This window comes from Kitasatospora sp. NPDC001527 (assembly GCF_040298605.1).
Classification (GTDB): Bacteria; Actinomycetota; Actinomycetes; order Streptomycetales; family Streptomycetaceae; genus Kitasatospora.
Map to the genome: position 1 here is coordinate 67,684 of NZ_JBEPAM010000019.1, position 21,759 is coordinate 89,442.

At 74.1% G+C, this 21,759-nt stretch carries 16 protein-coding genes; 5 read left to right on the plus strand and 11 right to left on the minus strand.

The annotated features are described in order from the left end of the window. Positions 1 to 15: 15 nt before the first annotated feature. Positions 16 to 1,239, plus strand: a complete 1,224-nt coding sequence (locus ABT238_RS19455; protein ID WP_502891449.1) for a D-alanyl-D-alanine carboxypeptidase family protein — start codon at positions 16 to 18, stop codon at positions 1,237 to 1,239. A 25-nt stretch (positions 1,240 to 1,264) separates the two neighbouring features. Here ABT238_RS19455 and ABT238_RS19460 read toward each other — a convergent pair whose 3' ends face one another. Both ABT238_RS19460 and ABT238_RS19465 read right to left on the minus strand, forming a co-directional pair. After that, positions 1,265 to 2,257, minus strand: coding sequence for a YihY/virulence factor BrkB family protein (locus ABT238_RS19460; RefSeq protein ID WP_350769536.1), 993 nt, complete (start codon positions 2,255 to 2,257; stop codon positions 1,265 to 1,267). Positions 2,258 to 2,347: 90 nt separating this feature from the next. Further along, positions 2,348 to 3,346 (minus strand): glycosyltransferase family 2 protein, encoded by a 999-nt coding sequence (locus ABT238_RS19465; protein WP_502884373.1) that lies wholly within the window; start codon positions 3,344 to 3,346, stop codon positions 2,348 to 2,350. A 148-nt stretch (positions 3,347 to 3,494) separates the two neighbouring features. Here ABT238_RS19465 and ABT238_RS19470 point away from each other — a divergent pair, with 148 nt between their 5' ends. Next, entirely contained in the window at positions 3,495 to 7,070 is a 3,576-nt protein-coding gene (locus ABT238_RS19470) for a bifunctional glycosyltransferase/CDP-glycerol:glycerophosphate glycerophosphotransferase (protein WP_350570562.1), read from the plus strand. Positions 7,071 to 7,266: 196 nt separating this feature from the next. Beyond that, complete coding sequence (locus tag ABT238_RS19475) at positions 7,267 to 9,786, plus strand: CDP-glycerol glycerophosphotransferase family protein (RefSeq protein WP_350769546.1); 2,520 nt, start codon at positions 7,267 to 7,269, stop codon at positions 9,784 to 9,786. A gap of 66 nt (positions 9,787 to 9,852) precedes the next feature. On the opposite strand, the gene ABT238_RS19480 is transcribed toward ABT238_RS19475, so the two are convergent. The 6 genes from ABT238_RS19480 to ABT238_RS19505 form a co-directional block, all read right to left on the minus strand. Then, positions 9,853 to 10,347 (minus strand): 2'-5' RNA ligase family protein, encoded by a 495-nt coding sequence (locus tag ABT238_RS19480; RefSeq protein ID WP_350570565.1) that lies wholly within the window; start codon positions 10,345 to 10,347, stop codon positions 9,853 to 9,855. 56 nt (positions 10,348 to 10,403) lie between these two features. Beyond that, positions 10,404 to 11,444 carry a tryptophan--tRNA ligase gene (trpS, locus tag ABT238_RS19485; RefSeq protein ID WP_350570566.1) on the minus strand — a complete coding sequence of 347 codons (1,041 nt, stop codon included), beginning with the start codon at positions 11,442 to 11,444 and terminating at the stop codon, positions 10,404 to 10,406. A 30-nt stretch (positions 11,445 to 11,474) separates the two neighbouring features. After that, positions 11,475 to 12,800 carry a hemolysin family protein gene (locus ABT238_RS19490; RefSeq protein WP_350570567.1) on the minus strand — a complete coding sequence of 442 codons (1,326 nt, stop codon included), beginning with the start codon at positions 12,798 to 12,800 and terminating at the stop codon, positions 11,475 to 11,477. A 142-nt stretch (positions 12,801 to 12,942) separates the two neighbouring features. Next, complete coding sequence (locus tag ABT238_RS19495) at positions 12,943 to 13,935, minus strand: malate dehydrogenase (protein WP_350570568.1); 993 nt, start codon at positions 13,933 to 13,935, stop codon at positions 12,943 to 12,945. Positions 13,936 to 14,138: 203 nt separating this feature from the next. Then, a complete protein-coding gene (locus tag ABT238_RS19500; RefSeq protein ID WP_350570569.1) occupies positions 14,139 to 14,558 on the minus strand; it encodes a DUF3017 domain-containing protein in 420 nt (139 codons plus the stop codon). Positions 14,559 to 14,602: 44 nt separating this feature from the next. Continuing rightward, positions 14,603 to 15,457 (minus strand): bifunctional methylenetetrahydrofolate dehydrogenase/methenyltetrahydrofolate cyclohydrolase, encoded by an 855-nt coding sequence (locus ABT238_RS19505; protein ID WP_350570571.1) that lies wholly within the window; start codon positions 15,455 to 15,457, stop codon positions 14,603 to 14,605. A gap of 552 nt (positions 15,458 to 16,009) precedes the next feature. Between ABT238_RS19505 and ABT238_RS19510 the strand changes: the two genes are divergently transcribed. Next, a complete protein-coding gene (locus tag ABT238_RS19510) occupies positions 16,010 to 16,771 on the plus strand; it encodes an RDD family protein (RefSeq protein ID WP_350570573.1) in 762 nt (253 codons plus the stop codon). 61 nt (positions 16,772 to 16,832) lie between these two features. Here ABT238_RS19510 and purH read toward each other — a convergent pair whose 3' ends face one another. After that, entirely contained in the window at positions 16,833 to 18,413 is a 1,581-nt protein-coding gene (gene purH / locus ABT238_RS19515) for a bifunctional phosphoribosylaminoimidazolecarboxamide formyltransferase/IMP cyclohydrolase (RefSeq protein ID WP_350570575.1), read from the minus strand. After that, positions 18,410 to 19,069: a phosphoribosylglycinamide formyltransferase gene (gene purN / locus ABT238_RS19520; RefSeq protein ID WP_350570577.1), complete on the minus strand. Its 660-nt coding sequence runs from the start codon at positions 19,067 to 19,069 to the stop codon at positions 18,410 to 18,412. Before purN ends, purH begins: the two co-directional genes overlap by 4 nt. A gap of 379 nt (positions 19,070 to 19,448) precedes the next feature. Between purN and ABT238_RS19525 the strand changes: the two genes are divergently transcribed. Continuing rightward, complete coding sequence (locus tag ABT238_RS19525) at positions 19,449 to 20,102, plus strand: hypothetical protein (protein ID WP_350570578.1); 654 nt, start codon at positions 19,449 to 19,451, stop codon at positions 20,100 to 20,102. A 107-nt stretch (positions 20,103 to 20,209) separates the two neighbouring features. Here the strand turns inward: ABT238_RS19525 and ABT238_RS19530 are convergent, their stop codons facing one another. Further along, positions 20,210 to 21,631: a cell division protein PerM gene (locus ABT238_RS19530; protein WP_350769602.1), complete on the minus strand. Its 1,422-nt coding sequence runs from the start codon at positions 21,629 to 21,631 to the stop codon at positions 20,210 to 20,212. Between the last annotated feature and the right edge of the window lie 128 nt (positions 21,632 to 21,759).

Below are 21,759 nucleotides of genomic sequence, written 5' to 3' on the forward strand. Positions count from 1 at the left end.
CGGACTGGGTACCGTCTGGTGGTGCCCACTTGCTCGAAGCTCGCACGCCTGCTCGCCGCGTCCGCCGCGGCGCTCCCGCTCCTGATCGCCTCCCCGGCGGCCGTCGCGGCCCCGTACGAGCCGCCGCCGCCGGCCGCGGTCGGCGGGGAGAGACTGGGCCTCGCGGGGGTCCAGGTGAGCCCGCTGGCGGGCGCCCCCGCGCTGCCGGGGGACCTCACCGGACAGTCCTGGATCGTGGCCGACGCGGCGTCAGGAGAGGTGCTGGCGGCCAGCAACGCGCATCTGCGCCTCGCCCCGGCCTCCACCCTGAAGATCCTGTTCGCCGACACCGTGCTGCCCAAGTTCGACCGCGACACGGTGCACAAGGTGGCGCCCGAGGAGATCCAGGGGATCGGCGCGGGCAGCAGCCTGGTCGGCATCAAGGAGGACCTGGAGTACAAGGTCGAGGACCTCTGGCGCGGGGTCTTCCTGAGCTCGGGGAACGACGCGGTGCACGTCCTCGCGCACATGAACGGCGGCGTGCAGCGAACCGTCGCCGAGATGCAGGCGCGGGCCGAGGCGCTCCAGGCCCGGGACACCCGGGTGGTCTCGCCGGACGGCTACGACTCGGACGGCCAGGTCTCCTCGGCGTACGACCTCACGCTGTTCGCCCGGGCGGGACTGCGCAACCCGGACTTCCGGGTGTACTGCGCGACCCGGGACGCGATGTTCCCCGGCGCGGTGGACAAGAACACCGGGCAGCGCGGCAGCTTCGGGATCGCCAACACCGACCGGCTGCTCGGCAAGTACCCCGGCCTGATCGGGGTGAAGAACGGCTTCACCACCAACGCCGGCTCCACCTTCGTCGGCGCCGCCGAACGCGGCGGGCGCACCCTGCTGGTGACGGTCATGCACCCGTCCAGCTACCAGAAGGTGTACGACGAGACGGCCGCGCTGCTGGACTGGGGGTTCGCGGCGGCCGGCAAGGTCACCCCGGTCGGGAAGCTGGTCGAGGAGGGCGAGGTCGCCGCGCCGGCGCCGACCGGCCAGGCCGGCGGCACGGCCGGGGCGCCCGCCCCGCCGCCGCACCCCACGCCGAGCGCCACCGCCCCGGACGCCCCGGCGTCCGCGCGCGCGGACGGGGGCGGGCAGGACGCCGGGTTCGGACCGGCCGGCTGGGCCGCCGTCGGGCTGGCCCTGGCGGCGGGCGGCGCGGGCGTCGTGCTGCTGCTCAACCGGCGGCGCGCCGCCGGCGGGTGATCCGGCGAGTGCCCGGGGCCCGGTCTCAGCCGTCCTGGGGCCGGGCCCGCGTCGTACCCCGCTCCGGCCCGCCGGGGCCCTCCCCGCCGGCCCGCTCGCAGGCCGCCTCGCCGGCCGCCTCGTCGGCCGCCTCGACCATCGCCCGGGCGCGCTCCCGGGCCCGGTCCCGGGCGGCCGCCGGGTCGGCGGTGGCGGTCCAGGCCACGCAGAACATCAGCAGCCGGCAGACGAAGTTGATCCAGAGCAGCAGCGCCACCGGCACGCCGAAGGCGCCGTACAGGCTCCGCCCCGCGACCGAGCCGAGGTACGAGGAGAGCAGGATCTTCAGCAGCTCGAAGCCGACCGCGCCGATCAGCGCGGCTTTGAGGACGTCCCGCCGGTGCTGGTGGCCGATCCGCGGGAACGGCGCCAGCAGGTAGGCGAAGAGCAGCATGTCCGAGGCCACCGCGATCAGCAGGCCGGCCGCGGTGAGCAGGTAGCCGGCGCTGCCCAGGCCCGCCCAGTCGGCGATCCGGCCCGCCAGCGTGGTGCCGGCGGCCGAGGCGGCGAGCGAGAGCAGCGAGACCGCGCCCAGGCCGCCGAGCACCACGAAGTCCCAGGCCTTGCGCAGCAGCGGGTTGCCCTCCTCGTCGGGCAGCTGCCACAGGTCCCGGATCGAGGTCCGCATGGTGTCCACCCAGCCGAGCCCGGACAGCACCAGCAGCACTCCGCTGACCAGGCCGACCGCGCCCGCGTTGGCCACCAGCGAGGGCAGGTTGAGCGCGTCCGAGATGCCCGGCAGCTGGTCGGAGATGCGGTGCTGGAGGTCCTCCACCCGGCTGTCGCTGAGGGTCGCGACGGCGATCGCCAGCGCGACCGTCAGCAGCGGGAAGAGCGCGAGGAAGCCGAAGAAGGTGACCGCGCCGGCCAGCCGGTTGCCGCGCAGCGCGGTGAAGTGCTCGTAGGCGCGGTACGGGCGGCTGCGCAGCACCCGGGCGACGAGCGGGCCGATCACCGGAAGGCGGGTCAGGAAGTCCACCGTCCGGTTATACCCGCGCGTCGCCCGAACGGCCGTCAGGCTCGGCCGGGAACGGGGCACCCGGCGCGCGGGCCCCCGGCGGCGGAGCGCTCAGCGGCGCACCATCCGCCGGGCCCGGGCCAGCGCCCGGACCGCCTGGTACGCGGTGTACCGGCCGTGGCCGAGCAGCTCGGTGCGCAGCCCGTCCGCCCCGCCGGGCGGACGGTAGCCGGCCGGGCGGAGCCGGGCGCAGTGCTCGGCGGCGCGGCGGAAGAACTCCCGGCGGTCGCCGGGCGGCACCCGGCCCGGCCGGGAGACCACGGTGTTGAGGTGGTGCAGCATCCGGCCGTAGACCACCGGGCGCCAGCGGTCCAGGTCGGGGCGGCCGTCCAGGAACGCGAAGACCAGGTCGTACTGGCCGAAGACGTCGAAGTGCTTGCGCCCGGCCGTGGCCAGGATGTTGCCGCCCTCCTGGCGCTGGCGGTAGTGGACGCCGACCCGGTCGAGCAGGGTGATGCTCCGGGCGGCGAGCAGCGCCGGGTAGGTCCAGGGGGTGTCCTCGTAGTAGCCGGCCGGGAAGGTCAGGCCCTGGGCGGTGACGAAGTCGCGGCGGTAGGCCTTGTTCCAGACCACCTGGAGCAGTTCGAGCAGGTCCGGGCGGTCGGCGAGGTCGAAGACCTCCCGGGAGGGGGCGCCGAAGACCTTGGCCGAGGCGGCCCGGACGATCCGGCCGTCGGCGTAGGTGCGGGCGTAGTCGTAGACCAGGACGTCCGGGTCGCCGCCGGCCGCGAGCCGGTCGTCCACCGCCTTCAGCAGACCGGGGGTCAGGGTGTCGTCGCTGTCCAGGAAGAGCACGTAGTCGCCGGTGGCGACCTCCAGACCGGCGTTGCGGGCCCGGCCGAGGCCGACGTTCTCCGGCAGGTGCAGCACCCGCACCCGGGGATCGCGGGCGGCGGCCTCGTCGAGCAGGGCGCCGCAGCCGTCCGGGGAGCGGTCGTCCACCGCGACGAGCTCGAAGTCCGGGCCGTCCTGGCCGAGCACCGAGGCGAGGCACTCGGGCAGGTACTCCTCGACCCGGTAGACCGGGACGATCACACTGAAGCGGGGCATGGCCCCAGGGTAGTGGGGGTGCCGGACCGCGGCCCCGGGGGGCCTTGGGCCGGACGGTAGGATCGACTGGCACGTACGCACCGATCAAAGTGCGGTCAGACCCCGAACCGGGCTGCCACGCTCCTCCAGAGAAAGGCCTGCGTAGCCGATGGCTCCCCGCCTCTCCATCGTCGTCCCGATCTACAACGTCGAGCGCTACCTCGTGGAGTGCCTCGACTCGATCGCCGCCCAGACCTTCACGGACTTCGAGTGCGTCATGGTCGACGACGGTTCGAAGGACAACAGCGCCGCCCTCGCCGAGGCGTACGCCGCCAAGGACTCCCGGTTCCGGTTGGTCCGCCAGGTCAACAAGGGCCTCGGCGCGGCCCGCAACACCGGCATCCGGCACATCGACCCGGACGCCGAGTTCCTCTGCTTCGTCGACAGCGACGACTCGATGCCGCCCAGCGCGTACGAGCTGATGATCAACACGCTGGACGAGACCGGCTCGGACTTCGCCACCGGCAACGTGCTACGGTTCCGCGCGATCGGCTACTACCAGTCCGGTGGCCACAGCCGTCCGTTCGCCAAGACCGTGCTCAAGACGCACGTCACCGAGATCCCCTCGCTGGTGACCGACCGCACCGCGTGGAACAAGATGTACCGCCGCTCCTTCTTCGACGCGGCCGGCATCCTCTACCCCGAGGGCATCCTGTACGAGGACGCCCCGGTCAGCGTGCCGCACCACTACCTCGCCAAGAGCGTGGACGTGCTCTCCGAGCCGATCTACCACTGGCGCGAGCGCGAGGTCGGCGAGATGTCGATCACCCAGATGCGCACCAACCCCAAGGGCCTGATCGACCGCGTCACCTCGGTCGAGCTGGTCCGCAACTGGCTGAAGAAGCAGACCGAGCCGCGCTTCGCCGAGTACCTGAGGTCCTACGACGAGAACACCCTCGTCGAGGAGATCCCGATGTTCTTCTGGTCCGTCGTGGACGGCGACAAGGAGTACCGGGACGCCTACATCCGCTGCGTCAGCCGGCTGCTGCGCGCGATCGGCCCCGAGCAGGTCAAGAAGCTGCGCGCGCCGCTGCGCCTGAAGTACCACCTGACCCTGCAGGGCCGGATCGACGAGTTCGTCGAGCAGATCAAGTACGAGGGCGAGAGCAACGGCGGCGTCATCGCCAAGGGGCTGCTGCGCCCGTACGCCGACTACCCGTTCCTGCGCGGCGGCCGCAAGAGCGTGCCGCCGGGCCTGCTCAGCCTGCGCAACTCGACCGTCATCCGCAGCCGGCTCTACGAGTCGCGCTGGGAGGGCGGCCGGCTGCGGCTGACCGGCCACGCGTACCCGGAGCAGCTGGGCGCGGCCAACAAGCACGACATGGTCCGCACGCTGGTGCTGCGCGAGGCCAAGGGCCGCCGGGTCATCGCGGTGCCGATGAAGACCGTGTACAGCCCCGAGGCCACCGCCTCCAACCACCACGACCTCTACAACTGCGACTGGGCCGGCTTCACCGTCGCCGTCGACCCCGAGAAGCTCAAGCACCGCGGCCAGTGGAAGGACGGCAACTGGCGCGTCCTGGTCGCCGGCGCCGGCAAGGGCGGCGTCTACAAGGGCCGGATCTGGGCCGGCTGGGCGGACAGCGCGATCTACCTGCCCTCGCACTGGGTCGAGCCGGACGTGCGGATCGTCCCGTTCGTCCGGGACGGCAGCGTCTACCTGCGGGTGGAGAACGTGCGGATCCGGGTGACCGGGCTCGCCGCACAGGGCGACACCGTCGAGGTGTCCGGCGCGGCCCGCTCCGGCGTCCGGCTGGCCGGGGCCCGGCTGCGGCTCACCCACGTCGAGTCCGAGCGCGAGCTGTTCTTCCCGGTGTCCGCGGGCACCCCGGTCGGCAGCCTGCAGTCGTTCCACGCCTCCTTCCCGATCCCCGAGCTGACCGAGGTCCGCGAGAGCTGGGCCGAGCTGGACCCGATCGCCGAGGAGCGCGCCCGCGACCGCTGGGACGCCCATCTGGTGCTGAGCGACGACACCACCGTGCCGCTCGCCTGGGACGACCGGAACGCGCCGGAGCAGCTCAACCTGGTCCTCAACGCGGACGCCGAGCCCGAGCAGCGGCGCGCCCTGTACACCAAGCCCTCCCCCGGCGGGTACCTGCAGTTCCTGGACCAGCTGCTGCAGCCGGTCGTGCACGAGGTCACCGCGCGCGGCGCGGACGGCTTCCTGCTCAGCGGCACCTTCCCGCTGCCCGGCACCCACCGCTGGGAGATGGTGGTCCGCCACCACTGGGGCGAGGAGCAGCACCTCTACCCGGTGGAGATCGCGGACGGCCGGTTCCGTACCGCGCTGCCCGCCGTGCCGACCGCGTCCTTCGCGGGCAACGTGCCGCTGGCGCAGGGCGGTTGGAACATCTCGTTCCGCCCGGTCGGCGCCGTCTTCCACCCGGACATGGCCTCCTACGCGCTGATCTCCCCGGAGTGCTGGAACGCGCTGCCGCTGGAGGTGGAGGCCCGCGGCAAGCGGATCGTGCTGGAGCGCCGCCACCACGACGGCCTGCAGCTGGAGGCGGAGAACATACTGCTTCCGGAGGAGCGCAGCGGCTGGCGCCAGCGCCAGCTGCGGACGGTCGACTACCCGGCCGCCCGCCGGCTGCCGCTGCGCGACACCGTGCTCTACAACGTCGCGCTCGGCGGCCTCTACGCGGACTCGCCGCGGGCGATCCACGAGGAGCTGGTGCGCCGCGGCCTGCCGCTGGAGCACCTGTGGGGCAGCGACGACCTGCAGGCGGACCTGCCGCAGTCGGCGGGCGCCGTCCGGCTCTACAGCCCGGAGTGGTTCGAGGCGCTGGCCACCGCGAAGTACGTCGTCACCAGCGCGCACCTGCCGGACTTCTTCGTCCGCCGGCCCGGCCAGATCGTCCTGCAGACCTGGCACGGCTCGCCGCTGAAGCAGCTGGGCCACGACTTCGAGAAGGTCTGGTTCACCGACGCGCACTACCTGAAGGGCCTGACCAAGGAGGTTCCGAACTGGAGCATCCTGCTGGCCGGCAGCACCTGGGCTGCTCCGGTGCTGCGCCGCGCCTTCGACTTCAAGGGCGAGATCCTGGAGAGCGGCCTGCCGCGCAACGACGTGCTCTTCTCCGCCGACAAGGAGAAGACCGCCGAGCGGGTGCGCGAGCGGCTCGGTCTGCCCGAGGGCAAGAAGGTCGTCCTGTACGCGCCGACCTGGCGCGAGGACCGGCGCCGCCACTACGGCGGCTACCAGCTGAACCTCCAGCTGGACCTGGCCGCGGCCCGGGAGGCGCTCGGCGACGACCAGGTGCTGCTGGTCCGCCGGCACTCCACCGTCCGCGAGCAGATCGCCGAGGCCGGCAACGGCTACGTCTGGGACGTCAGCAGCTACCCGGACATGGCCGAGCTGCTGCTGGTCGCCGACGTGCTGGTGACCGACTACGCGGCGTCGACCTTCGACTTCGCGGCGACCGGCAAGCCGATCCTGTTCTTCACCTACGACCTGGCGCACTACCGCGACAACCTGCGCGGCTTCTCGCTGGACTTCGAGGCGGACGCGCCCGGCCCGCTGCTGGCCACCTCCGGGGAGCTGGTCTCGGCGCTCGGCCGGGTGGACGAGGTCGCCGCCGAGTACGCCGGGAAGTACGCGGCGTTCCGTGCGAAGTACTGCGACCTGGACGACGGCCACGCCGCCGCCCGGGCCGTGGACGCCATGCTGAGCCGCGAGGCCTGACCGGCCCGACGCCGGCCCGGAGGCGCCCGACGCGAACACCGCGCCGGGCGCCTCCGGCGTTTCCGGCCCGAAATTCAGGAATTTCGAACTGGCGTTTCCGAAGGGAACTCCTCAGCTAATTTCCAGGACATTCCCAAATTGACCTCGGATGCTTTTCCCGGTGAGATGGAAATTCTCGCCAGAAAGGTCCGTGGAAATGGCTGTCCTCACCCGGTTCGTCCTCCCGCACGCCGCGCCGCGCTTCGGCGACCCCCGTTTCGGCGCCCCGCTGCCGAGCGAGGAGGAGAACGCCGCCTTCGGACTGCTGCGCGCCCGCTGGACCGGCCGCGGCCTCGAACTCACCGGCTTCGCCCGCCCCGACGACCGGTCCACCGCCCTCCCCGGCTCCGCCTGGACCTGGCTCAGCCTGCGCCGCGACGACCGCGAGGAGCCCGTCCACGTCCCCACCCGGCCCCGCCGGCTCCCCGAGGTCACCGACGACAGCGCCCAGCCCGAGCACAACCACGACTGGGCCGGCTTCACCGCCCTCGTCGAACCGCGCCGGCTGCGCGGCGCCGACGGCTGGCTGCTCGGCGACTGGAACGTCGAAGTCACCCTGTTCACCCTCGCCCGCCCCGCCCGGCTGCGCCGCCAGTACGGCGGCCTCGCCCCGCACTGGTGCGGCTCCGGCGAGTACCCGCCCGCCCGCTGGGTGGACCACGACATCCGCCTCCAGCCGCGCTTCGCCGACGGCCGGCTCGCCCTGCGGCTCGAACGCCCCGACGTCCGCCTCACCCGGGCGGTGCCCGCCCCCGACGGCATCGGCCTGCACCTCACCACCGCCGACCCCGGCCAGGCCCGCACCGTGCTGCGGCTGCGCCACCGGGAGAGCGGCACCGTGCTGACCGAGCCCGCCGTCCGCACCGGACGGACCGTCACCGCCCGACTGCCGTACCCGCTGTTCACCGCCCAGGGGCGCGGCACCGGCGAGCTGGAGCACTGGGACGTGGACCTGGTCGACCCCGACGGCGCCGCCGCCCCGCTCGTCCTGGACGAGCGCGCCGAACCGGTCGCCGGCCAGCACCCGCTGCCCGGCGCCGAGGACCGGGTGCTGCACCTCAAGCACCTCGCCGACGGCCGGCTCCAGCTGTGCGTGCGGCCCGCCGCCGGCTGGGTCGAGCGGATCACCGCCCGGGCCGGCGGCTTCGACCTCACCGGCCACTGCCCCGCGCCCGGCCCGCTCGCCCTGGTGCTGCGGCACAGCGGCAGCGGCACCGAGGTCCGCCACCCGGTCGAGCACGGCCCGGACGGCTGGTTCACCGTCCGGCTGCCCGCCACCCGCACCGGCTCCGACGGCACCGCGCTGCCGTTGCGCAAGGGCCTGTGGGAGGCCGCGCTGCACCCCGCCGACGGGCCGGGCCCGGCCCGCCCGCTGACCGCCGCGCCCGCCGTCCTGGCCGCGCTGCCCGCCGCCACCCCGGTCGGCGGCAAGCGGATCGTGCTGGAGCGCCGCTGGCACGACACCCTGCTGCTGGACTCCACCCCGGTCCTCAGCGCCACCGAGCGCAGCGCCTGGACCCAGGCCCGCCAGCGCACCGCGGGCTACCCCGCCGCCCGCCGCGAGCCGCTGCGCGAGGCCGTGCTGTACGACGTCTTCGGCGGCCGCGGCTACGCCGACTCCCCGCGCGCCGTGCACGCCGAACTCGCCCGGCGCGGCACGCCGTTGGAGCACCTGTGGGTGGTCGACGACGCCCAGGCCGAGCTGCCGCCCGGGGTGCGCGCCGTGCGGGTCTGGAGCCCCGAGTGGTACCGGGCGCTGGCCACCAGCCGCTACCTCGTCGGCAACACCCACTTCCCGGACTTCCTGCAGCGCCGCCCCGGCCAGGTCGTCGTCCAGACCTGGCACGGCGCCCTGCTCAAGCGGATCGCCCACGACGTCGACAACCCCTGGCTCGCCGACCACGGCTACCTCGCCGCCCTCGACCGGGAGACCCCGCACTGGAGCCTGCTGGTCTCCCCCAGCCCCTTCGCCACCCCGATCCTGCGCCGGGCCTTCCGCTACCGGGGCGAGATCCTGGAGTCCGGCTACCCGCGCAACGACGTGCTGGCCCGCCCCGACCCGCGGCGGGCGGCCGCCGTCCGCCGGCGGCTCGGCATCCCCGAGGGCCGGCGGGTGGTGCTCTACGCGCCGACCTGGCGCGAGGACCGGCCGCGCCCGGACGGCGACGGCTTCCGGCTCGACCTGCGGCTCGACCTCGACCGGGCCCGGCGGGCGCTCGGCGGGGACCACGTCCTGCTGCTGCGCCCGCACGCGCACGTCCGCGAGCCGCTGACCGGCACCGGGGACGGCTTCGCCGTCGACTGCGCGGACTACCCGGACGTGCAGGAGCTGCTGCTGGTCGCCGACGTCCTGGTGACCGACTACTCGTCGATCCTGTTCGACTTCGCCATCACCGGCCGCCCGGTGCTGTTCTTCACCTACGACCTGGCGCACTACCGGGACAGCCTGCGCGGCTTCGCCTTCGACTTCGAGGCGCAGGCCCCCGGCCCGCTGCTGGACGACTCGGCGGCGCTGGTCGCGGCGCTGCGCGAGCTCGCCGACACCGGGGGCGCCGTGCCCGCCGGGTACGCCGAGCGATACCGGCACTTCCGGCAGGTGCACTGCGCGCTGGACGACGGCGGCGCCGCCCGCCGGGTGGCCGACCGGATGCTGGAGCTCGGCCGGGCGGACGGGTAGCCCGGGACGGACTGCCCGGACGGCGCGACGGCTCGGACGGCGCGGCGGCTCGGACGGCGCGGCGGCTCAGCCGAACGGGTAGGCCCGCCAGGGGCGCCAGACCTCGTCGGCGTCGAACCGGGAGAGGCCGAACCCGGGCACCGGGAAGGCCGCGTGGAAGGACCGGGCCTGCTCGTGGGCCTGGTCCAGCACGTCGTCCGCGAGCCCGTGCGCCACCGTCACGTGCGGGTGGTACGGGAAGGCCAGCTCCCGGGCCAGCGGACCGGAGCGGATGTCCGCCTCCAGCAGCCGGCACTCCCGTTCGCCCTCCTCGACCCGGACGAACACCACCGGGGAGACCGGGCGGAAGCTGCCGCTGCCGCGCAGCACCATCCGGAACGGCCGGTGCGCGGCGGCCACCGAGGCCAGGTGCTCCTCGATCTTCGGCAGCGCCTCGGCCGGCACCTCGGTGGGCGGCAGCAGCGTGACGTGCGTGGGTATCGACCGGGCCAGCGGGTCGCCGTGCCCGGCCCGCGCGTCCTGGATCGCCGCGCCGTACGGATCCGGGACGCTGACGGACACACCGATGGTGAGGGTCTGCGGGAGACCCTCACCACCGGGCAGACTCGTCAGCGGAGTCACCGCTTGGCGGCCGGGAGGAAGCCGATCCGGTCGTACACCGTGGCCAGCGTCTCGGACGCCACCTCGCGGGCCTTCTCGGCGCCCAGCGCGAGGACGCGGTCCAGCTCGGCCGGGTCGTCCAGGAAGCTCCTGGTGCGCTCCTGGAACGGCGTCACCCACTCGGTGAACAGGTCGGCCAGCTCGGTCTTCAGGGCGCCGTACATCTTGCCCTCGAAGTGCGCGACCAGCTGCTCGATCGACTGCCCGCTGAGCGCGGAGTGGATCCGCAGCAGGTTGGAGACGCCGGCCTTCTGCTCCTCGTCGTAGGAGACCACGGTGCCGGTGTCGGTGACGGCGCTCTTGAACTTCTTGGCGCTGGTCCTGGGCTCGTCCAGCAGGCTGACCAGGCCCTTGGTGGAGGACGCCGACTTGCTCATCTTGACGGCCGGGTCCTGGAGGTCCTGGATCTTGGCCGTCTCCTTGAGGATGTACGGCCTGGGGACCGTGAAGGTCGGGCTGTAGCGGGTGTTGAAGCGCTCCGCGAGGTCGCGGGTGAGCTCCACGTGCTGGCGCTGGTCCTCGCCGACCGGGACGGCGTCCGCCTGGTACAGCAGGATGTCGGCGACCTGGAGGATCGGGTAGGTGAACAGGCCCACCGAGGTGCCGGCGGTGCCCTGCTTGGCCGACTTGTCCTTGAACTGGGTCATCCGGGAGGCCTCGCCGAAGCCGGTGAGGCAGTTCATCACCCAGCCGAGCTGCGCGTGCTCGGGCACGTGGGACTGGACGAACAGGGTGCAGCGCTCGGGCTCCAGGCCCGCGCCGAGCAACTGGGCGGCGGAGATGCGGGTGTTCTGGCGCAGCGTCGCCGGGTCCTGCTCGACGGTGATCGCGTGCAGGTCGACGACCATGTAGAAGGCGTCGTTCTCCTCCTGCAGGTCGACCCACTGGCGCACCGCGCCCAGGTAGTTGCCGAGGTGGAACGAGCCGGAGGTGGGCTGGATGCCGGAGAGCACCCGGGGACGGTCCTTGACCGGACCAGTGACCGCTGCGTTGACCATGCGCGCCATTGTTCCAGTTCCACCGACCGGTCAGGAAACCTCCGGCCCCGGCGGTTGAGCCAGTGTGACGGCACTCACCCCCACCCGGGCGATCCGCCGGCCCTCCAGCTTGGCCACCGTCAGCCGCACCTCCTCGCCGGGGCCGGCCGGGATCCGCACCCGGTCGCCGTCGGCGGGCAGCCGGCCGAGCGCGGCCACCAGGCAGCCGGCCACCGTCTCGTAGGGGCCCTCGGGGAGGGTGACGCCGGTCTCCTCGGCGAAGTCGGCCAGGTTGAGCAGGCCGTCGAGCTCCATGCCGCCGCCGGCCAGCCGCCGGGTGGGGGGCGGCTCGGGCGTGTCGTACTCGTCGCGGATCTCGCCGATCACCTCCTCCACGAGGTCCTCCAGGGTGACGATGCCGGCGGTGCCGCCGTACTCGTCGACGACGATCGCCAGGTGGTGGCCCTCGCGGCGCATCTCGCCCATCGCCTCCAGCACCCGCTTGGAGGCGGGCAGCAGCTTGACCGGGCGGGCCAGGTCGCGGACCTTGGCGGCCCGTTCGCCGCGCGCCCCGTACAGGTCGCGGACGTGCACGAAGCCGGTCACCGCGTCGTAGCTGCCCTCGACCACGGGGTAGCGGGAGTGCGGCGAGGAGTCCGCCTGGGCACGGACCTCGGCGAGCGGGCGCTCGGCGTCCAGGAAGGTCACCTCGGTGCGCGGGACCATCACCTCGCGCAGCCGGCGGTCCCCGGCGGCGAACACGTCGGCGATCAACGCCCGTTCGTCGCTGCCGAGTTCGGTATTGGCGGCGACCAGGCCGCGGAGTTCCTCGGAGCTCATCGCGCCCCGCCCGGCCCTCGGATCGCCGCCGAGCAGCCGGACCATCAGGTCGGTGGAGCGGCCGAGCAGCCAGATCGCCGGGCGCAGCACCACCGACATGACGTCGACCACCGGCGCGGCCAGCACGGCGATGGCGTCGGCCCGCTGGAGGCCGATCCGCTTGGGGGTGAGCTCGCCGAGCACCAGCGAGACGTAGCTGATCACCAGGGTGAGACCGACCAGGGCGGTGGCGTCGGCGACGCCCTCGGAGAGCCCGGCCCGCACGAACAGCGGGGCGACCTTGCCGGCCAGCGTGTCGGCGCCGAAGGCGGCCGAGAGGAAGCCCATGCAGGTGACGCCGACCTGGACGGCCGCCAGGAAGCGGTTGGGGTCGGCCGCGAGGTGCGCGGCCCGGGCCGCCCGCCGGGTGCCGCGGGCCTCCAGCGTCCGGATCTGGCCCTCGCGCAGCGAGATCAGCGAGATCTCGGCGACGTTGAACAGACCGCCCAGGACGATGAAGACGAGGACGAGCGCGGCGTCCTCGAGGGTTTCGTTCACAGCGGGTCAGTGTAGGACCGGCCGGCACCTGGAGGGCGTCGCGACGCCGCCCCCGGCTGCCCCGGTCCCCCGACGGAGACGGCCCGCCGCCCCCGGGAAACGGGGACGGCGGGCCGTCGTGAAGCGCTCGGGGCGCGTCGGCTCAGATGAGGCCGAGCTCCTGGACCGCGTCGCGCTCCTCGGTCAGCTCCTTGACCGAGGCGTCGATGCGACCGCGCGAGAAGTCGGAGATCTCCAGGCCCTGGACGATCTCGAACGCGCCGTCCTTGGTGGTGACCGGGAAGGAGGAGATCAGGCCGGCCGGGACGCCGTAGGAGCCGTCGGAGACGACGCCCATGGAGGTCCAGTCGCCCTCGGCGGTGCCGTTGACCCAGGTGTGCACGTGGTCGATGGCGGCGTTGGCGGCCGAGGCGGCCGAGGAGGCGCCGCGGGCGTCGATGATGGCCGCGCCGCGCTTGGCGACGGTCGGGATGAAGTCGTTCTCCAGCCAGGCCTGGTCGCTGCCGACGGCCTCGAAGGCCGGCTTGCCGGCGACCTCGGCCTGGAAGATGTCCGGGTACTGGGTGGCGGAGTGGTTGCCCCAGATGGTGACGCGCTTGATGTCGGAGACCAGGGCGCCGGTCTTGGCCGAGAGCTGGCCGAGGGCGCGGTTGTGGTCCAGACGGGTCATCGCGGTGAAGCGCTCGGCCGGCACGTCCGGGGCGTTGCGCTGGGCGATCAGGGCGTTGGTGTTGGCCGGGTTGCCGACGACCAGGACCTTGATGTCGTCCGCGGCGTGGTCGTTGATGGCCTTGCCCTGCGGGCCGAAGATGCCGCCGTTGGCCTGCAGCAGGTCGCCGCGCTCCATGCCGGCGGTGCGCGGACGGGCGCCGACCAGCAGCGCGACGTTGGCGCCGTCGAAGGCCACGTTCGGCTGGTCGGTGATGGTGATGTCGCGCAGCAGCGGGAAGGCGCAGTCGACGAGCTCCATGGCGGTGCCCTCGGCGGCCTTGAGGCCCTGCGGGATCTCCAGGAGGCGCAGGTTCACCGGGACGTCGGCGCCGAGCAGGTGGCCCGAGGCGATGCGGAAGAGCAGCGCGTAGCCGATCTGGCCGGCGGCTCCGGTGATGGTGACGTTGACGGGGGTGCGGGTCATTTCTACCTTCTCCAGCAAGATCGCCAGGTGCCCCAGGCACGTTCGGCGCGCCGGAGCCGCGGACGGTCTCTCGACATCGAGAGAACCGGCGTCAGGGTATCGCAAAGGGAAGCGTACGCCTCGGGCGAGGTCGTGACTGGTTGGTCACAGACGATGACGGCCCCCGCCCGGGTCCCGGGCGGGGGCCGTCATCGTCCGGCCGGCTACCGGCGCGGGCGGCCGATCAGCTGGCCGATGTTGTCCAGCAGCGGGAGTTCCAGCCACGGGTTGGGCTGGGCCATCAGGGTCAGCAGCACGATCGAGACGCCCAGGAAGGTCAGCACGATCACGTCGGTGAACCGGCTGCGGACCGCCAGCATGCCGACCTCCGGCAGCACCAGCCGCAGCAGCGCGCCGAGCAGCACCCCGCCGCCGATCACCAGCAGCCCGTACTTGAAGCCGTCCTGGAAGTCGGCGAACCAGGTGACCGCGAGACCGGCGCCGACCACCAGCAGGACCACGGTTATCGGCCACTGCCGGACCGGCAGCGCGTGGTCGCGCCCGAGCGCGGCCGCCGAGCCCTCGGGGGGCAGCGTGCCGGTGGTCTTGACCGGCCTGCGCCGGGTCCGCCGCGGTTCGGTCATGGCTTCCCGTCCTTCGGGATCGTCGTTCGTCGATCGGGGGTGGGTCAGAGGCCGGCGCGGCGCTCGGCCGCCACCACGATGTTGTTGAGCAGCATGGCGCGGGTCATCGGGCCGACGCCGCCCGGGTTCGGGGAGATCCAGCCGGCCACCTCGGCCACGCCCGGGTGGACGTCGCCGACGATCTTGCCCTCGCTGCGGCTGACGCCGACGTCCAGCACGGCCGCGCCGGGCTTGACGTCCTCCGGCTTGACCAGGTGCGGCACGCCGGCGGCGGCCACGATGATGTCGGCCTGGCGCAGGTGGTGGGCGAGGTCGCGGGTGCCGGTGTGGCAGAGGGTGACGGTGGCGTTCTCGCTGCGGCGGGTGAGCAGCAGGCCGATCGAGCGGCCGACGGTGACGCCGCGGCCGACCACGACCACCTCGGCGCCGTCGATCGCCACGCCGTGGCGGCGCAGCAGTTCGACGATGCCGAGCGGGGTGCAGGGCAGCGGGCCCTCGATGCCCAGCGCGAGGCGGCCGAGCGAGGTCGGGTGCAGGCCGTCCGCGTCCTTGTCCGGGTCCATCAGCTCCAGGACCGGGTTCTGGTCGAGGCCCTTGGGCAGCGGCAGCTGGACGATGTAGCCGGTGCAGGCGGGGTCGGCGTTGAGCTCGCGGACGACGTTCTCGACGTCCTCCTGGGTGGCGGTGGCGGGCAGCTCGCGCTGGATCGAGGCGATGCCGATCTCGGCGCAGTCCCGGTGCTTGCCGTTGACGTACCAGCGGCTGCCCGGGTCGTCGCCGACCAGGACGGTGCCGAGGCCGGGCACGACGCCCTTCGCCTGGAGGGCCGCCACTCGGGCGGCGAGTTCGGACTTGATCGCGGCCGCGGTGGCCTTGCCATCGAGAATCTGGGCAGTCATGACCCCATTCTCCCGGATCCGGACCGGCTCGCGTGCCACCGGTCCCGGGCCGGGAAGGGGCCGGTGGCGGGAGGGGACGGGAGCGGCGCGGGGCCCCTGGTGGGACGTACGGGGGGTGGACGGGCGGATACGGAACGTCCGGGTCGTATTGCGTTTGCGCCACAGTCCGGTCCGACGCGCGGGCCCGGCTGGACAGGGCCCCGCCGGGCGGTCGACGATACGAGGGCATTCCCCGCCGCATCCGGCCCGGTGACGGGCCGACGGAAGACCGGCGGGGGCGTACCCGGGGGAAGAACGAAGTGAGCCGACCAGACCGCACCGCGCCGACGACCGATCGCCGCCGCCGCGGCACGCCCCGCACCGGCAGGCCGTCCCGACTCCCGTCCTCACCTTTCCCACGGCCCTGAGCGGTAGTCCGCCCCCGGTCCGCGTCCGCGCCCGGCGCCAGTGCGCTCCGCTGACGTCCCGTCCGACCGGCCGCCCGACCCGCCGGCCTGTTCCGGGCCCTCCGCTGTCCCGTCCCCACGTGTTCCCATCCGCACGGAGTCATCGATGAGCTACCCGCCCGACCCGAACAACCCGTACAACCAGCCCCAGCAGCCGCCGCAGCCCGGGTACGGCTACCCGCAGCAGGCCCCGCCGGCCGCCGGCTACGGCTACCCCCAGCAGCCGCCGCAGCAGCCGCAGGCGGCCGGGTACGGCTACCCCCAGCAGCAGCCGCCGCAGGCGTACGGGTACCAGCCGATGCCGGGCACCATCCAGGCGAACAACGGCTACATCAACATCGCCCAGCTCGGCACCGTGAAGATCGCGACCATGGGCCAGCGCTTCCTGGCGCGCCTGATCGACGCCCTGGCGATCACCGCGGTCCTCACCCTGGTCATGGCCCTCGGTCTGGCCAGTGCGCTCGGCATCGTCAAGGACGCCGACGACTGCAGCCAGTACAACTACGGGACCATCAGCTACAACGACTGCATCCAGCAGCAGAACGACGCCGCGGCCGGCCTCTTCGCCACCATGATGATCATGATCTGCGTGCTGTCGGTGTTCAACCTGCTCTACGAGTGGCTGATGGTCTCCTTCGCCGGCGCGACCCTGGGCAAGCTGGCCCTGGGCCTGCGCGTGGTCAAGGAGAACACCGGCCGGACCCCGGGCCTGGGCGGCGGCTTCATCCGCTTCATCATCCCGGTCGTGGGCGCGTTCCTCTGCTACATCGGCACGCTGCTGGTCTACCTGTCGCCGTTCTTCGACAACTCCGGGAAGCTGCAGGGCTGGCACGACCGTGCCGCCGGCACCCTGGTGATCAAGAAGTAGCGCGCACGGCGGAGCGGCCCGGCCCCCTCGGTGGAGGGGACCGGGCCGCTCTGTCGTCGGATCAGTGGAAGAAGTGCCGGGTGCCGGTGAGGTACATGGTCACCCCGGCCTCGGCGGCGGCCGCGATCACCTCTTCGTCGCGGATCGAGCCGCCCGGCTGGACGATCGCCCGCACACCGGCGGCGATCAGGATCGCCGGGCCGTCCGCGAACGGGAAGAAGGCGTCGGAGGCCGCGTACGCGCCCTTGGCCCGCTCACCGGCCCGCTCGACCGCGAGCTTGCAGGAGTCGACCCGGTTGACCTGGCCCATGCCGACGCCCACCGAGGCGCCGTCCTTGGCCAGCAGGATCGCGTTGGACTTGACGGCCCGGCAGGCCCGCCAGGCGAAGGCCAGCTCGGCCAGCTCGGCCTCGGGCAGCGCCTCGCCGGTGGCCAGCGTCCAGGTCGCCGGGTCGTCGCCCTCGGCGTGCACCCGGTCGGCGTCCTGGAGCAGCACGCCGCCGGAGACCGGGCGCACCTCCTGGCGGTTGGCCGGGGCCCCGGGGGCCAGCAGCACCCGCAGGTTCTTCTTGCGGGCCAGCACCTCGACGGCGCCGTCCTCGTAACCGGGGGCCACCACGACCTCGGTGAAGATCGGGGCGATCTGCTCGGCCAGCTCCACGGTGACCGGGCGGTTGACGGCGATCACGCCGCCGTACGCCGAGACCGGGTCGCACTCGTGCGCCTTGCGGTGCGCCTCGGCGACGTCGGCGCCGGTCGCGATGCCGCACGGGTTGGCGTGCTTGATGATCGCGACGGCCGGCTCGGCGTGGTCGTAGGCGGCGCGGCGGGCGGCGTCGGTGTCGACGTAGTTGTTGTACGACATCTCCTTGCCGTGCAGCTGCCGCGCACCGGCCAGGCCGCCGCTGCCGTCGGTGTAGAGCGCGGCGCCCTGGTGCGGGTTCTCGCCGTAGCGCAGCACGTTCTGGCGCTCGTAGGCGGAGCCCAGGAAGGCCGGGAAGGCCTCCTCGGTCCCGGTGTACCCGGACTCGCCGAACCAGTTGGCCACCGCGACGTCGTAGGCGGCGGTGTGCGCGAAGGCCTGGGCGGCCAGCCGCTTGCGGGTCAGCAGGTCGAAGCCGCCCTGCCCGACGGCGGCGAGCACGTCCTGGTAGCGGGCCGGGTCGACCACGACGGCCACCGAGGGGTGGTTCTTGGCGGCGGCGCGGACCATGCTCGGGCCGCCGATGTCGATCTGCTCGACGCACTCGTCCGGGGTGGCGCCGGAGGCGACGGTGGCCTTGAACGGGTAGAGGTTCACCACGACCAGGTCGAAGGGCTCGACGCCCAGCTCGGCCAGCTGCGCGCGGTGCGACTCCAGGCGCAGGTCGGCGAGCACGCCGGCGTGCACGCGGGGGTGCAGCGTCTTCACGCGCCCGTCCAGGCACTCGGGGAAGCCGGTCAGCTCGGAGACCTCGGTCACCGGGACGCCCGCGGCGGCGATCCGGCCGGCGGTGGACCCGGTGGAGACGATGGCGACCCCGGCGGCGTGCAGGCCCTGGGCCAGCTCCTCCAGACCGGTCTTGTCGTACACGCTGATCAGGGCGCGCCGGATCGGCCGGACGTTCTCGGAGACGGGAGTGGTGGTGGGGGCGGCGCTCATGCCGGAATCCATACCTTTCGGTCCTCGATGCGGTGACCCTCGCGGGCCAGCCGGCCCACGACGTCGACGAGCAGCTTGCGCTCGACTGTCTTGATGCGCTCGTGCAGCGCCTCGCCGCCATCGGCGTGGTCGGCGTCGAGGACCTCGACGACGCCCTGCGCGATGATCGGCCCGGTGTCGACGCCGGCGTCGACGAGGTGGACGGTGCAGCCGGTGACCCTCACCCCGTACGCCAGCGCGTCGGTGACGCCGTGGGCGCCGGGGAAGGAGGGCAGCAGCGCGGGGTGGGTGTTGACGATCCGTCCGGCGAAGGCCGCGATGAACTCGGGGCCGAGGATCTTCATGAAGCCGGCCGTGACGACCAGGTCCGGCTCGTACCCGGCCACGGAGGCGGTCAGCGCGCGGTCCCAGTCCGCGCGGTCCGGGTGGTCCTTCACCCGGTGCACGAAGACCGGCAGGCCGGCGCGCTCGGCGCGCTCCAGGCCGGCGATGCCGTCGCGGTCCGCGCCGACGGCGAGGATCTCCGCGCCGTACGCGGGGTCGGCGGCGGCGTCGATCAGCGACTGGAGATTGGTGCCGGAGCCGGAGACCAGCACCACCAGGCGGGCCGGTCCGGGCGTGCGGGGCGGGAAGAGCTGGGCGGGGGCGGCGGCCACTGCGCGATTCTCCGTAGGTCGGGCGCCGTGCGCTGGTACGTCCACCGGCGGTGGGGCCACTACGAACGGCAGGTCGAGCGAGGGGGAACTCCTGGCCAACCCGCCGCGACGCGGGCACCCGGGGAACCCGTGGGAGCTGCTGACCGTCACCACCATAACGGCTGGTCGGACGGCCTCCGAAACACCGTCGAGGGCTACGCGCGTAGCTGAGACGGGGATCTCGCCGGGCCGTCCCCGGGCGTCCCGCCGGTCCCACCGGACCCGGCGGGCCGCCGACGACCGGCCCACCCCGGACGCGCCCGGAGCCCCCACAAGGGCCTGCGGGATCATAGGGTGGCGCGGGCACCCGCCCCACCGACCGAGAAGGAATGGCTGAACCATGAGCAGCGGTGACGACACCGGCGAGCGCAACCCCTTCGCGCCGCCGCCGGCGGATGCCCCCGACCAGCCGTGGCGACCGCGCGCTCCCCGCCCCTCCGACGGCTCCGAGGGCCCCGAGGGCCAGGACGGCGACCCGGACGAGCGCCCGCTCGTCCCGCCGCCGCACCCCTGGAGCCCCGGCTACCAGGGCGGCGGCTGGCACCCCCGCCCGTCCGCGCCGCAGCCGCCCCGGCTCGACCCGACCGACCCCGCCCAGCGCAAGGCCCGCAACGCCGCGCTGGCCGGCATGGGCGCGCTGGTCTGCGCCTTCGCGACGCTGCACTACGTCGCCCTGTTCCTCGGCGCGCTCGCCATCGCCTGGGGCGTCTCCGCCATGCGCGCCCCCAAGCCGGCCACCGCCGACGCCACGGCCGCCCCGGCCGCCGCTGCGCCCGGCGGCCCCACCGCACCGAACCCGCTCACCCCGGCCGCCCTGGCCGGCATCCTCACCGGCGCCATGACGGTGGTCTTCGTCTCCTCCGTCCTCGGCCTGGCGCTGTACTACAACGACTACATCACCTGTGTCCGGGACTCCCTCACCTCCAGCGGCGCCGACGGCTGCGAGCGCCTCGCGCCGCAGTGGTACGTGGACATCACCAAGCCGAGCGAGTAGGCGCCGGGGCGAGCAGACCCGGCGCCGGGCGTGCCGGGCGTGCCCGGCCCGCCCCTCGTCCGGCCCTGGTCCGGCCCTGGTCCGACCCTGATCCGGCCCTGATCCGGTCAGCGGGCCGGGCCGGCACCGTCCGCGCCGGCCGCGCCGTCGGGCGTTCCGGCCGGGGTTCCCGACAGGCGGGTGACGGCCGCGTGCGCGCGGGCGCGCAGCAGGAGTGCGCCCCGGCGCGCGGGCAGAGCGAGCGCCCTGGGGACGAGGGACCCGCGGCCGGCGGCCGGGCGGAGCAGGCGGAAGCGGGTCAGCAGGGCGGTCGGGGTCGCGACGGCCGCCACCCAGGCGGTCGCGGCCAGGCCCGTCCACCACGGCACCGGCCCCAGCCAGGCCATCCGGCCCGCCGCCACCGCCCCGCCGGAGAGGCCGCCGAGCCCCGCTGCCGCGACCCCGGCCAGCAGTGCCGCCGCCAGCGCCGCCGCGGCGGTGGCCGGCAGCGGCCACGGGGCGCGCGGGCCGGCCCGGCCGGCGGCCCGCCCGCCGCCGAAGGCGGCCGCCCGGCCCAGCAGCAGCCCCGGCACCACGCCCGCCAGCGCCGGCAGCACGCACACCACCAGCCGCCAGCCGCCCGCACCCGGCTCCGGGAGGAGGGCGAACAGCGGGAAGTCCGGCACCGGCCCCAGCACCGTCCGCGCCGGCGACACCACCGTCCCCTCCCCCGCCGCGAACCCCGGGCCGAGCGCGTACGCCGCACCCCAGAGCACCGCGTTCGGCAGCAGTGCCAGGCTCACCAGCAGCACCCCCACCACCGCCGCGGGCCCGCCCGTGAACACCTCCGGCGCGCCGCTCGATCCCACCGTGGCCAGCACCGCCGCCCCCGCCACCACCAGCCCGCCGGCCGCCAGGAGCCCGCTCCCGGCCGCCAGCACCGCCGCCCGGACCACCGGCGCGCCGCCCACCGGCCGCAACGGCCCCGGCAGCCGCGCCAGCCCGCGCTCCAGCAGGCCCGTCACCGCTCCGGCCGCGCCGCACCCCCGTGCCCCGGCCGCCACCGCCAGCCCCGCCACCAGCGCGACCGCGACCAGGTCCGGCAGCACCCGGGCCCGGAAGTCCCCCGGCCCCGCGCACTGCACCACCACCCCGCACGCCACCGCGCAGTACCCCGCCCAGACCGCCGGAGCCCCGCCGCGCCCCGGCCGTCCCGCGTTCCGCGCCGTCACCCGGCCCGCCGTCCGGGCCAACTGGCCCACCGCCAGGAGACCGAGCAGCAGCGGGGTGACCGTCAACGGCGCCTCGGCCGCCCCGCGCAGCACCGGCGCGCCGTGCCCGAGCAGCCACAGCGCCGCCACCAGCCGCAGCGCCCCGGACGCGCCCCCGTCCGCGTACGGCGTCACCACCCAGAGCCCGAGCACCGGGACGGTGACGGCGCAGAGCCCCAGCAGGGCCGTCCGGACCCCGGCGAGCAGGGCGGACAGCCCGGGCCTGGCACCCAGTTCGCCCGGCGCTTCCAGAATCGGACGACCCGTCAGCTGCGTCATGGCCCACATCGTGCCAAGGCGACTCGCCATGCTCCATGAAGAGGCAAACCGCCGGGGTGTCCCAGATTATGGGTTTATGCGCATTTTCAGACCATGCCCTTTCGCCGCCGCGACCGACCCGGCCAGGA